Genomic DNA, 13,516 nt, shown 5'->3' with positions numbered 1-13,516 from the left:
CTCAGTCTTCGTCGTTATGTAGGTCAATATTGTCGTTATCTGAGTCAGAATCCGAATCTGAGTCAACGTCCGTCACACTGGTGGTCGCGGTACTGCTATCTTTCCGGCGATTCTCAAGGCGTGTCAGGTAGTCTTTATCGATGTCGCCGGTAATGTAATTGCCACTAAACACCGAGCATTCCCAACCATCGATCGCTTCGTTGACGTCGTTAACGCACGAGATCAGATCATCCAGTTCCTGATAGACCAACCAATCGGTGCCGATCAGTTCGCCAACTTCTTCAACGGTGCGGTCGTGAGCGATCAGTTCAGAAGCCGACGGCATGTCGATACCGTAAACGTTCGGGTACCGAACCGGGGGCGCTGCGGATGCAAAATAAACGTTGCGCGCGCCGGCATCCCGGGCCATCTGAACGATTTCTTTACAGGTGGTACCACGAACAATGGAGTCGTCCACCAACATGACGTTCTTGCCGCGGAATTCCAGATCGATAGGATTCAGCTTCTGGCGCACCGATTTCTTCCGCATTTTCTGGCCCGGCATAATGAAAGTCCGGCCGATATAGCGGTTTTTGATAAAGCCTTCCCGATATTTCACGCCGAGTTGATAAGCCATTTGCATGGCAGACGTGCGACTGGTATCCGGAATCGGGATCACCACATCGATGTCGTGATCCGGGCGTTCACGCAGCACTTTATCGGCCAGTACTTCACCCATGCGCAGACGAGCCTTGTACACGGAAACGCCGTCCATGATGGAGTCAGGGCGGGCAAAATACACGTGTTCAAAAATACATGGATAAAGCTTCGGTGACTCCGCGCATTGTTCTGAATAAAGCGTTCCATCGGTTTCAATATACACCGCTTCACCGGGCTCAATATCCCGGACCAATGTAAAGCCTGCTGCATTGAGAGCTACACTCTCGGATGCAATCATGTACTCCTTCTGGCCGTTCTCACCGTCACGAACGCCGTAACACGCCGGGCGAATACCGTTAGGGTCACGGAAACCAACAATGCCGTAGCCGGTGATCATGGCAATCACACCGTAGGCCCCGCGGCAGCGCTGATGAACGGCACGAACAGCCGCAAAAATTTCGTCTTTGGTCGGGTTCAGCTTGCCAAGTTTCTGCAGCTCGTGTGCAAACACGTTCAACAGGACTTCCGAATCGGAATTGGTATTGATATGACGAAGGTCGGTGCGGAACAGATCGCTGCTCAACTCGTCGGCATTGGTCAGGTTGCCGTTATGAGCAAGGGTGATGCCGTAGGGACTGTTTACGTAGAACGGTTGGGCTTCGGCAGAACTTGCACTGCCTGCCGTCGGATACCGAACGTGACCGATACCCACATTGCCCACTAAACGACGCATATGGCGCGTGTGGAAAACGTCTCTCACTAAACCATTGTCTTTACGCAAAAAGAAACGGTCATCCTGGAAGGTAACAATACCCGCCGCATCCTGGCCACGGTGCTGTAGAACGGTCAATGCATCATAAAGCATCTGATTGACGTTAGAAGTACTGACAATACCGACAATGCCACACATGGCTGGACGATTCTCCGAGTGTTAGAACTGAATGTTAGAGAGAGGCAGACGCGGGTTCCACGCCTTGCGGTTCACTGGGTGCCTGGGAATTATCTGAACTACCATCTGCCGGCCCCAGAAAGCGGGCAAATTCATCACCAAAGGTGCGTCGAGACCAATCTTCGACCACAGCCAAACGATCAATCATGACGGAGGATTGCCACCAGGTATCCTGAGCCAACGGGGTATAGCGGGTGAAAGCGATGCCAACGATGACGACCACCACGCCACGGAGCAAACCAAACCCCATGCCCAAGACCCGATCGGTAGCTGAAAGACCGGTGGCGCGAACCAAATGACCAATGAGATTGTTAACGATGGCACCCACGATCAGAGTGCCGAAAAACAGAATGGCGAATGCAGCAACCAAACGAACCAACGGTGTCTCGACGGATGATTCGAGTAATGCCTGCATTTGCGGATGAAAGGTGCGGGCGATGATAAATGCACCGATCCAGGTCACCAATGACAGAGCTTCGCGAACGAACCCCCGCTTCAGACTGATGAGCGTGGAAACAGAAATGAGGGCAATGATGACCCAGTCAATCCAGATCAGCGATTCCATGAACAACCCGGTGGAGAAAACGAAGGGGCAATTCTAACAGGAAACGCGAGCGCACCAAACTCTCGTCTCAAGATAATTCGGTTTCTGGCGAAATTATTTTCCGCCTTTGGTCACCAAGCTTTTCAGACCGAACTTTTTATCCAGTTTGGCCTTGGCCTCGTCCGCATCGTCGCGATTCACAAAAGGACCACTGAAGACACGAGTCAACGTTTTGTCGCCGCTGGAAAACTGCTGCAGATGGGCGCCAAAACCCATTTCGATAACTTTATCTCGCAACCGTCGGGCATTACCTTCATTGCCGAAGCTTCCCAACTGAACAACCCAGGCCCCCTCCAGGGTGCGGGTGTATTCGGCCTTTTCTTCGGCAGGCGTCGCCGACGCTTTTTCAGCTGGCGCTGCCTGCGGCTTTTCCACTGGAGACTGGGTTTCCGCGATTTCTGGCTGTTTAACCGGTGCAGCCTGTGACGACTCGCTTGGCTCAGGCTCTGCAGTCGCTTGCACGCTTTCATCCTCAATAATCCGGAACCCCGGTGCTTTCGCCGATTCGCCGGCCGCGGGCGCTACCGTATCTGAGGGAACCTCATAACCAACAGCATCACCTGACGGTTCTTCGGGCATATCCACTTCGGGGAACGGCGGCTCTTCAGGAATGGTAATAGACGTGGATTTTCGCTGTGAGTGGGGCTCATCAAAAATCATTGGCACAAAGATGACAGCCAGGGAGATCAGAACCAAAGCACCAATGATTCGCTGTTTTAATCCGTCCACCTGAAAGAACTCCCTATGCCAACCTATTTGAGTTCGATAGTAACTGTGTGAAAAACAGAACTGAAGCCATATCCGGCCAATGAACAAAGTTTAAGGCGATCCACCTAACAGCAACGCTCTTGCTTCGGCCACGGTAAAGAAGGATCCAAACACTACGACACAGTCTTCGGGCTCTGAAGCCTTACTCTTGGCAGCCTCCAAAGCGTCAGCGATGGTGACACTGGCACCGGCGCTGGACACCTCGCCCACACGAGCTTCAAGATCGCTAACAGACAAGCCTCGGGGCACATCCAGGCCCGCCAGACACCAGTGATCAACAACTGGCATCATAGCTGACACAACACCCTCAATATCTTTATCGCCAAGCGCCGCGTAAACCGCGACGACCCGACCGCCACGTTGCTGCTTCAATTCATAAAGCTTACTGGCCAGCCAACGAGCGGCGTGGGGATTGTGGCCGACATCGGCGATAACCAAGGGTGTACTACTAAGCTTTTCGAAGCGCCCCGGCAGATTAACTGCCTTAGCAGCCTCTCCCAGCCGGTCAAGGCTCACATCCGGCAGGAGTTTCACAGCCATAACCGTCGCCGCAGCTACACTTTCAATGGGCAATGGCCCGGCCGGCAAGGCAATACGCTTATCTGCTATCACCAAATCTATAATATCAGGGTCGCTTGCACGGGGCTCGAGGCGGTAATCGCGGCCTGTCAGCCGCAAATCAACCTTCTGAGCAGCAGCCTGTTGCAACACCGAACTGGGCGGCACCGGATCTGCGCAAACCGCGGGAATTCCAGGGCGCAAAATACCCGCTTTCTCGAATCCAATCACCTCCCGGTTATCACCCAGAAACCCGATATGATCAATATCGATGGAAGTAATAATCGCGTAATCGGCATCCAGAACGTTCACTGCATCCAGCCGCCCCCCCAAACCGACCTCCAGCACCCAATCCTGAACACCGGCTTGATCAAGGGCCACAAACGCAGCCAAGGTTCCAAATTCGAAGTAGGTCAATGAGACACTACCCCGAGCTTCTTCGACCGTTTCGAATGCAGCCACCAAAGCCGTATCGGAAACATTAGCTCCGTTGATACGGACACGCTCGTTGTAGTGCTGCAGATGAGGCGAAGTGTAAGCCCCCGTCGTGCGGCCAGCGTCCAATAACTGGCGTTCCAGCGTGGCAACGGTGGAACCTTTCCCGTTGGTGCCGGCAACGGTAATGATTCGGGCATTGGGCTTTTTCGGGAACAAGCGGCGAAGCACCACCAGAACACGGTCAAGCCCCATGTCGATTTCCGTTGGATGAATGGCTTCTAACCACTGAAGCCATTCATTAACCGAAGCGCCCTCGCTAGGGCTCTTTACCGCCTTGCAGGAATTACTCGACAGATTCATCTGAACCCGGCTTTTCTGTGATTTCAAACTCAATTGGCGCTTCGGTGCCCGGCTTCTCCTGCCCCGTGAATTTCGCCAGCACGTGCGCAATACGCTCACGCATCTGATGACGGTGCAGAATCATATCGATGGCACCGTGCTCCAACAAAAACTCACTGCGCTGAAAACCTTCCGGCAGCTTCTCACGCACGGTCTGTTCGATAACCCGAGGCCCCGCGAATCCGATCAGCGCATAAGGCTCTGCAATGTTGAGATCACCCAACATAGCCAAACTCGCGGAAACACCACCAAACACTGGATCGGTCATCACCGAAATGTAGGGAATGCCCTCCTCTTTCATGCGCTCAAGTACCGCGGCAGTTTTCGCCATCTGCATCAGTGACAGAATAGCTTCCTGCATACGCGCGCCACCACTTGCCGAGAAGCAAACCAGCGGTATCCTGCGCTCCAAAGCAACGTTGGCGGCCTGAACAAACTTCTCACCCACAACCTGGCCCATGGAGCCGCCAAGGAAGTTAAATTCAAATGCGCAGGCAACCAGTGGCACACCCAAAGTACTACCGCTCATCGCCACCAAGGCATCTTTCTCGCCGGTCGCTTTCTGAGCGGCTGCCAAACGGTCTTTGTAACGTTTGGTGTCTTTAAACTTCAGCCGATCGTTCGGCTCGAGACCAGCGGCAATCTCTTCGCGCCCATCTTTGTCTAGAAAGATTTCAAGGCGGCGACGAGCAGACACACGAAGGTGGTGATTGCACTTTGGACACACATCCAGGTTCTTTTCCAGCTCTGGCTTATATAGAAATGCGCCACATTTCGGACACTTCTTCCAGAGCCCTTCCGGGACACCGGTACGTTGTCTTGATTCCGAGCGAATCTTGCTCGGCATTATCTTGTCCAGCCAGTTACTCATGCTTAGGTCCTGTCCTTTTGTGCCCGGATGCCCGCGTATCAGGCAAGGCTATCCAGTGCTTCGCGCATCGGGTACAACAGATCGTGTAACGCTTGGTTCAATGCGTCAGAATCTGATTGATTTCGGGCTATTGTATCCACCAGTACGCTACCCACAATTACACCATCGGATACTTTGCCAATAGCGCCTGCGGTTTCCGCATCCCGAATACCAAAGCCAACGCCGACAGGAAGTGCGGTTAACTCGTGGATATGAGCCACTTTCTCAGCGACTTCATCAACATTGATCGTAGCCGAGCCGGTCACGCCCTTGATAGAAACATAGTACACATAACCGGAAGAGTGCTTGCTAATGGCCGTAATTCGGTCATCCGTCGTAGTTGGCGCCAGCAAAAAGATCGGATCTATATTGCGCTTAGAAAATAGTGGCGCAACATCCCCAGCTTCTTCCGGCGGCAAGTCAACGGTCAACACCCCATCAACCCCGGCTTTTGCTGCCGCATCGGCGAAGGCTTCATAACCCATGGCTTCCATCGGATTGAGGTAGCCCATCAACACGACTGGGGTATCGGGATCGGTTTTACGAAACTCTTCGACCATACCGATCACTTGGCGCAACGAGGTGTTGTGCTTCAGCGCTCGCTCACACGCCAATTGGATGACCGGGCCGTCGGCCATCGGGTCGGAAAACGGAACGCCAAGCTCGATGATGTCGGCGCCGGCCTTGACCAGAGTATGCATCAGGCTGACCGTTTGATCAGGATGAGGATCCCCCGCCGTGATATAGGGAATCAACGCCTTGCGCCCCTGCTCTTTCAAGGACTTCAATACACCTTCAATACGACTCATGCCTGCTCCTGATACCTTCAGATCTCGATGCCATCCAACTGGGCGATGGTATGAATGTCTTTATCGCCGCGGCCCGACACGTTAATAACCAGAACTTTGTCCTTATCCATAGTCGCAGCCAGCTTCAGCGCATAGGCCACCGCATGGGACGACTCCAGTGCTGGCATAATGCCTTCGACCTGAGTCAAAGTGCGGAAACCGGCCAGCGCTTCTTCATCGGTCACGGATACATAGTGGGCGCGGCCGATGTCTTTCAACCAGGAGTGCTCTGGCCCTACCCCCGGGTAATCCAATCCAGCACTGACGGAGTGCGTTCCTGAGATCTGGCCGTTCTCGTCTTCCATCAGGTAGGTTCGGTTACCGTGCAGTACCCCCGGCCGACCCGCACACAATGGCGCGGCGTGATCACCCGTTTCGATACCCAGACCACCTGCCTCTACACCGTAAAGCTCAACCGACTCGTCGGTCAGGAACGGGTAAAACATGCCAATGGCATTGGAGCCACCACCTACACACGCAACCAAGGCATCGGGTAGTTTGCCCATTTTTTCCATGGACTGCTCACGCAACTCGCGGCCAATCACAGATTGGAAGTCGCGCACTAATAGCGGGTACGGGTGCGGCCCCGCTACGGTACCAATGATGTAGAAGGTATCGTCTACGTTTGCCACCCAGTCCCGCATGGCCTCGTTCATAGCGTCTTTGAGCGTTTTCGTGCCGCTCTCGACAGCGTGAACGGTGGCGCCCAACAACTTCATGCGATAAACGTTCAGAGATTGACGCTGAACATCTTCCGAACCCATGAATATGTGGCATTCAAGGCCGAGCCGGGCGCAAACCGTGGCGGTGGCCACGCCATGCTGACCAGCGCCGGTTTCAGCAATGATGCGTTTTTTGCCCAAAAAACTAGCAAGGAGTGCCTGGCCGATGGTGTTGTTCACCTTGTGGGCACCGGTATGGTTGAGGTCTTCCCGCTTGAGCCAGATCTGTGCGCCACCGGTTTCCCGGGTCAGGCGTTCGGCAAAATACAGCGGACTTGGCCGGCCTACATAGTCGGCCAGATCTTTATCGAAATTGGCCTGAAATTCAGGGTCGTCTTTCAACTGAAGATACTCTTTCTCCAGTGTCATTAACGAATCCATGAGGGTTTCTGAAACAAAACGGCCACCGAAGGCACCAAAGTGACCTCTGGAATCCGGGAGTGCCTTCAGCATTTCATCAGTCAGTTTTACGGACACTTTGCACCTCTTTAAAAAATTCAGACAATTTGGTGGCGTCTTTAATACCCTTACTCAGCTCAACCCCGCCGCTGACATCAACCGCCCAAGGGCGGACCTCTTCAATGGCGCGGGCTACGTTAGCAGATGACAAGCCGCCGGCCAATATCAAGGGGATAGGACGGTGATCGGGTATCAGCTGCCAGTTAAAGGATTGACCTGTTCCGCCATAGCGTTCGGGATCCCAGGCATCAACCAGCAACCCTACCGCTTTGTTATACGTAGAATAGGCTTCTAAGATCTGTTCTGAACTCCGAACTCTTATGGCTTTAATCCACCGCCGCCCGAACGACTCGCAAAACTCTGGCGTTTCATCGCCGTGGAACTGCAACAGATCCAGCGGAACCGCACTGAGAACCTCTTTAACAAAATCAGCCTCCGGGTTCACAAACAGCCCCGTGACCGTTACAAACGCCGGAATCGCTGCGGCCAACGCCCGTGCCTGCTCAATCGTTACCGCTCGCGGGCTGGGCTCGTAAAATACCAAACCAATGGAATCCGCACCGCTGTCTACAGCAGTTCTTACATCTTCTACTCGGGTTACGCCACAGATCTTTACACGCGCGTTCATGATTCAGTAACCGGTTGCTTGGGATGAATATGAGTCGGGGCTATAGGTAAATTCTCTTCCCGGGAGAACCATGGCGACACGAAAGCCGGGCCACACAGTGCTTGGGGAATGTCGAAGTGATCAGGATACCCCACATCCACCAGATAAAGCCCGTATGGCGGCGCGGTCACTCCTGCAATCGTTCTGTCCCGGGCGGCCAGCACATCGCCGACCCATCCTACTGCTTGCTCGCCGGTACCTACAGCCATAAGGGCGCCGGCAATGTTACGGACCATGTGATGCAGGAACGCATTGGCCTGCACATCAATCACCACGTAGTCGCCTGAGCGGGAGACGGCGATACGCTCCAAAAAGCGAATGGGGGTTCGGGATTGACACCCTGCAGCCCGGAAAGACGAAAAATCGTGCTCGCCGACCAGCGCTTGCGCCGCTTCGTGCATTTTTTCAGCATCCAACGGCCGAAAATTCCAACTCACCTGACCGCGCTGAATACCCGGCCGAACCGGATTGTTAAAAATAACGTAGCGATAACGGCGGTAGATGGCAGAGAAGCGGGCATGGAAATCACCTTCGCCACTGCCTGCCCAGTGCACCGCTATGTCGTTTGGCAGAGCCGTATTGATACCCATAACCCAAGACCGCAACGTACGCACAGCCTTAGTATCAAAATGAACGACCTGAAAGCTCGCATGAACGCCTGCATCTGTCCGACCCGCGCACACCAACTCAACGTCGTGGTTGGCAATTTTACTGACTGCTTTCGTTAGCTCAGCCTGAACCGAACGAACGCCACTTTTTTGCTGCTGCCAACCGTGAAATGCTTGACCATCGTATTCGAACGCAATGACAACACGACCGTCGCCAATCGCATTATGTGTCGTTAAAGGGTGCGGCTGAAGAAACAATGGAGCATCCAGTTTTTTCGGGTTCAGAAAAACAAAGCGCCGGCACAATGGCCGGCGCTGTTGCCGTTATAGGTTGATTATAACGAATCAGGAGAGATTTTTAAGAAGCTCTTGCGCTTCGGCCTTCTGCTCCTCGTTACCTTCCAAAGCAACTTCTTCCAAAATGTCCCTGGCACCATCGCCGTCGCCCATCTCTACGTAGGCGCGCGCCAAATCAAGCTTGGTTGCCGCTTCATCAGTACCGGCGAGGAAGTCGAAATCATCGTCGTCGCCAAGATCCGCATCATCGATATCAAGGCCAGACAAACCTTTGTTTACGTCTTCACCTGTATCGACTTCGGTATCCAATGACGGAATACCGTCATCCGAATCGGCACTTGCCTCATCATCTTGATCCAGTTTATCAAGCGCGTCTTCAAGGCCGAGCTCCTCACTCAAGGCATTCGCATCCTCGTTCTCTGGATCGGCAACATCAAGTTCAGCAAACTCGTCCATCAAAGCCAGGTCGTCGTCGGAAACATCCAACTCAAGATCGTCCAGAGCCGATTCACTCAAATCCAGAGGCTCGGACTCATTGTCTTCTTCCACCTTGTCCAGCTCTGCATCCAGTTCATCGAGGAAAGACTCATCCAGACCATCGTCACTCGAGACTTCATCCAAAGATACAGCCTCATTTTCCGCTTCTGACTGCTCCTCGGTATCACCCGCGAGAGCGGCCAACTCGTCCAGCTCACCGTCAATATTAAGGCTTTCTGTCAAATCCAGCTCTGGGTCAATCGCATCTTCCGACTCACCCGAACCGAAAACAGCTTCATCTTCTTCGCTTAGCTCAAAATCAAGACTGAACTCATCTTCGCCAAGAACGTCATCGGGCTTTGCAACTTGAGAGTCCGAATCGACATCCATTTCAAACGATGAGAAATCGGATTCCTCAGAAGGCTTTTCCGTTGCCTCCTCTGAATTATCGAGCGCTGCAATACCGGTAAGATCGTACTCAATAGGATCATCTGGTGAGCTAACGCGCTCTTTATCGCCCTCGAGGTCATCATTTAAATCAAACTCGCCCAAGCTATCGTCTAGCCCTTCAAATTCATCGTCCAAAGGCGTTGCGGACACTTCAGGCTCGTTCTCGTTATCGTAGGTTTCTGATGCGAAGCCAGCCAGCGAATCGGAGCGAAGCTCGTTTTCAAGATCGTCTATACTCGGCATTTCTTGCGCATCTTGCAGCTGCTGCTTAAGAACCACAGCTTTAGCGAGCGCTTCGTCATCACCCAAGGCTTCCACTTCGCCAAACTGCTTGTCAAAAGACTGATAATCCTGCGCCTCGGCATAGCTTTCAAGCAGCTTCAGACGCAAATCCGTACGGCTTGGTTCGCGGGAAATAGCCGTTTCCAGCACTTCGGCCGCCTTATCATGCTGGCCGTATGCAATATAGCTATTGGCTTCTGCCAACACCTCGTCGCCCTCTGGGCTGACTGCGACCTGACTTGACTCATCCGCAGCGGAGAGTTCAAAGCCTTCTGTATCGCCGTCATCATCCGCGTTTAACTGATCGTAAAACGCCTTCTCGCGATTAGCGTTCCTACGAGCGACCAACAAAAGCAGAAGCAGTAACAGGATCAGACCGCCACCTAAGGCGATCTGGTACATCGGATTCCCGACGACCGCATCCATCAACTGACCCAGCAAACCTTTTTTAGATTGCTGCTCAGGCTGGCGTTCTTCCGACTGTTGAACATTGGGTTCCGCATTGTCCGCGCTCGCAATCGGTTGTGCCGATTCTTCTGCACCCTCGGTTACAGCGTCTTCCGGAGCCGTCTCGCCACCTTCTTGAGCAACCATTTCTGATTCCGCGGCACCGGCCACGTCTTCGTCTTCATCCGCGATTGCTGCCTCTACAGATTCTCCAGAGACACTTTCTTCTGAGGCCTGCGATTTTTCCGCACCGGTTTCCCCGGCTTCGGCATTTTCATCCTGCGCCGGGACAACGTCATCAGAACCTGTTTCGGGCGCTTCTACTTCTTCCCCCGAGGCTTCGTCGGCACTGCCTTCAGCAACCTGGCCAACTTCTACGTCCCCCGGAGCAGCGGAGGACTCTTCGGAGACTACGCCTTGCAGATCAGCAAGCTGGGAACTCTTCAGCTCCAGAAGACGCTGAAGCGTCTCAACCTGGGCTTGCATGTCTTCAAGCTTGGAATTCAGCTCTTCGTTCTCGCGACGCGTGGCTTCAAGCTCCTCCATCGCGACTGCAGACCCTGCATCCACACCCCCTTCGCTGGAGCCATCCCCGCCGGCAGAACCACCCTGTTCTTCGGTACGAGCTTCGGTGTCATCAGCGGCAATCAAGCGAAGCTCAGCTCCGCCCTCTTGAGGATTCACATTCGACGGCTGAGCAGCCTCAGCTGTTTGCGTGGCATCGACAGGGCGTGGAGATTTAAGCTCCTGATTCTGCTTTGCAACCACCCGAGATGCTTCAGCTTGGCTACGACGTTCAATTTCAGCGAGACTTGGTGCGCGCAGTACCTGCCCGCGCTTAAGGCGGTTAATGTTTCCGCCAATAAATGCTTCCGGATTTTTATCCTGGATAGCCAGCATGACCTGCTGCATTGACACCGAGCTATCTGGACGCATGCGCTGAGCAATGGTCCAAAGCGTGTCAGACGGTCCGGTAGGGCCAAAACTGTCAGCGCTGGCGCTAGAGGTACGGGAGCTTTGAACAGCGGCTTGTCGGCGCACAGACTCGACACTGCGGCTGGCCTGGGAAGCCGTGCTGCGCTGCGGAGCCGATGTGGGCGGCGTTACTTGCTCACGTATGCCCGACTCTTCCGCATAGACCGGAGGATCGACCAGTACGGCGTATTCACGCATCAAGCGACCACTAGGCCAAGTGAGCTCGAGAAGGAAATTCAGGTAAGGTTCGCGGAAAGGTTCCCGTGATGACACATTGATCACGAGATTACCGTCTGCCTCTGTTACTACTTCAAATTTCAGTTTGCTCAGAAACTGATGTCGCTCAATTCCGACTCGTTGGTAAGCAGCTTCAGGAGCCACGTTAACGAAGACATCACCGGGATCGACTCCACGACTTTGTCGCAACGAAATCTCAGCATCCAGCGGCTGATTCAACCAGGACTGCATCTCAATTTCACCCAGCCCCAGGGCCTGAGCCATGCCCGAGCCGAGCCCTCCCGCCAACGCCAGGGCAACCGCAAGCTTGCGTACCTTCATGCTTTTTCCTTTCCAGTCTCCGTTATTCTTTGACTGCTGAATCTCAACAGAATCGGACGAGGTTGGATGACTTTCGTCTTTTTATAGTTTGGGAGTATTGTTGATAAAACCTCTTTTATCAATCAATCAGCTGCATTCCTTGCACCATTAGTTCACCACTCCCATGGAACTCATTAGTGTCCCTGAAAATAACAGGGGCGGACACTGAAATCAGCACCCGCCCCGAACCGGCTTATGAAAAACCGGACACAGTTGGCATTAATGACCAACCTGTAACAATTTTTAACGTTCCTGAAGGATTCTCAGCATTCTGCGAAGCGGCTCTGCAGCGCCCCACAACAACTGATCACCGACGGTGAACGCGGAGATGTATTCCGGCCCCATGGCTAACTTCCGAATACGTCCGATTGGCACACTCAAAGTACCTGTTACCTTCGTTGGGGTCAGCTCCTGCATGGTCGCGTCGCGATCATTCGGAATGACCTTCACCCAATCGTTACCTTTTGCCAGAATGCTTTCAATCTCTGAAACCGGCAAATCCTTTTTCAACTTGATGGTCAGCGCCTGACTATGAGAACGCATCGCGCCAATACGAACGCAAATGCCATCAATCGGAATCGGGTTACCACTGCGACCAAGAATTTTGTTGGTTTCAACACCGGCCTTCCATTCTTCCTTGCTCATGCCGTTATCAAGCTGCTTGTCGATAAACGGAATCAGGCTACCTGCAAGCGGCACACCAAAATGTTCCGTTGGAAAATCGCCTGAACGCATGGTGTCGGTGACCTTGCGGTCGATTTCCAGAATCGCAGAGGAAGTATCCTCTAGCTCAGACTTGACGCTGTCGTTCAACGCGCCCATCTGGTTCAGCAACTCACGCATGTTCTGTGCGCCGGAACCAGAAGCCGCCTGATAGGTCATTGGCGACACCCACTCGATCAGATCCTGCTCGAGCAGCCCGCCCAGAGCCAACATCATAAGACTTACGGTGCAGTTGCCACCAACGTAATCTTTCACACCCTTCTCGAGCGCTTCATCGATAACGTTACGGTTAACCGGGTCCAGAACGATGACGGAATGATCAGCCATCCGCAGGGTAGAAGCTGCATCAATCCAGTAACCCTGCCAGCCCGCATCACGCAGCTTTTCGTAAACCGCGGAGGTGTAATCACCGCCCTGACACGTGACAATCACGTCCATCGTTTTCAGGATGTCGATATCAAATGCATCCTGAAGAGCCGGAACGCCCTCTTTGCCTACATCCGGAGCCGGCTTACCCGCCTGGGATGTGGTAAAGAACACCGGATCGATGTCAGCAAAATCATTTTCTTCGCGCATGCGTTGCATGAGGACAGACCCCACCATGCCACGCCAACCTACAAGTCCAACTCGCTTCATGTGCGACCTTTGAACCTCACATTATGCCCGCCCCTACCGTTATCGCTGGCAGGGACCGGATGG

General features: G+C 53.5%; 11 protein-coding genes. All 11 read right to left on the bottom strand.

The window, feature by feature from the left end; all coding sequences use genetic code 11:
• Window position 1: 1 nt before the first annotated feature.
• The gene (gene purF, locus MWU64_RS04605) at window positions 2-1,549 is read right to left on the bottom strand and encodes an amidophosphoribosyltransferase (protein ID WP_247061743.1); all 1,548 of its coding nucleotides are present in this window, start codon (window positions 1,547-1,549) and stop codon (window positions 2-4) included.
• 34 nt (window positions 1,550-1,583) lie between these two features.
• A complete protein-coding gene (locus MWU64_RS04600; RefSeq protein ID WP_247061741.1) occupies window positions 1,584-2,153 on the bottom strand; it encodes a CvpA family protein in 570 nt (189 codons plus the stop codon).
• Between the two features lie 93 nt (window positions 2,154-2,246).
• A complete protein-coding gene (locus MWU64_RS04595) occupies window positions 2,247-2,921 on the bottom strand; it encodes an SPOR domain-containing protein (RefSeq protein ID WP_247061739.1) in 675 nt (224 codons plus the stop codon).
• A gap of 90 nt (window positions 2,922-3,011) precedes the next feature.
• Window positions 3,012-4,316, bottom strand: coding sequence for a bifunctional tetrahydrofolate synthase/dihydrofolate synthase (folC, locus tag MWU64_RS04590; protein ID WP_247062064.1), 1,305 nt, complete (start codon window positions 4,314-4,316; stop codon window positions 3,012-3,014).
• Window positions 4,300-5,226, bottom strand: coding sequence for an acetyl-CoA carboxylase, carboxyltransferase subunit beta (accD, locus tag MWU64_RS04585; RefSeq protein WP_247061737.1), 927 nt, complete (start codon window positions 5,224-5,226; stop codon window positions 4,300-4,302). The genes folC and accD overlap by 17 nt, the downstream gene beginning before the upstream one ends.
• 38 nt (window positions 5,227-5,264) lie before the next feature.
• Window positions 5,265-6,074, bottom strand: a complete 810-nt coding sequence (gene trpA / locus MWU64_RS04580) for a tryptophan synthase subunit alpha (protein WP_247061735.1) — start codon at window positions 6,072-6,074, stop codon at window positions 5,265-5,267.
• A gap of 17 nt (window positions 6,075-6,091) precedes the next feature.
• Complete coding sequence (trpB, locus tag MWU64_RS04575) at window positions 6,092-7,288, bottom strand: tryptophan synthase subunit beta (RefSeq protein WP_348645547.1); 1,197 nt, start codon at window positions 7,286-7,288, stop codon at window positions 6,092-6,094.
• A gap of 4 nt (window positions 7,289-7,292) precedes the next feature.
• Window positions 7,293-7,922 (bottom strand): phosphoribosylanthranilate isomerase, encoded by a 630-nt coding sequence (locus MWU64_RS04570; protein ID WP_247061733.1) that lies wholly within the window; start codon window positions 7,920-7,922, stop codon window positions 7,293-7,295.
• Entirely contained in the window at window positions 7,919-8,827 is a 909-nt protein-coding gene (truA, locus tag MWU64_RS04565; protein ID WP_247061724.1) for a tRNA pseudouridine(38-40) synthase TruA, read from the bottom strand. The genes MWU64_RS04570 and truA overlap by 4 nt, the downstream gene beginning before the upstream one ends.
• Before the next feature lie 87 nt (window positions 8,828-8,914).
• Complete coding sequence (locus MWU64_RS04560) at window positions 8,915-12,055, bottom strand: FimV/HubP family polar landmark protein (protein WP_247061722.1); 3,141 nt, start codon at window positions 12,053-12,055, stop codon at window positions 8,915-8,917.
• Between the two features lie 282 nt (window positions 12,056-12,337).
• Window positions 12,338-13,453 (bottom strand): aspartate-semialdehyde dehydrogenase, encoded by a 1,116-nt coding sequence (gene asd / locus MWU64_RS04555; protein ID WP_247061720.1) that lies wholly within the window; start codon window positions 13,451-13,453, stop codon window positions 12,338-12,340.
• Between the last annotated feature and the right edge of the window lie 63 nt (window positions 13,454-13,516).

Source organism: Marinobacter sp. S0848L, from assembly GCF_023016065.1.
In the GTDB taxonomy this organism is placed as follows: domain Bacteria; phylum Pseudomonadota; class Gammaproteobacteria; order Pseudomonadales; family Oleiphilaceae; genus Marinobacter.
The sequence above is the reverse complement of the archived record's forward strand: the minus strand, read 5'-3'. Positions and strand labels throughout refer to the sequence as shown.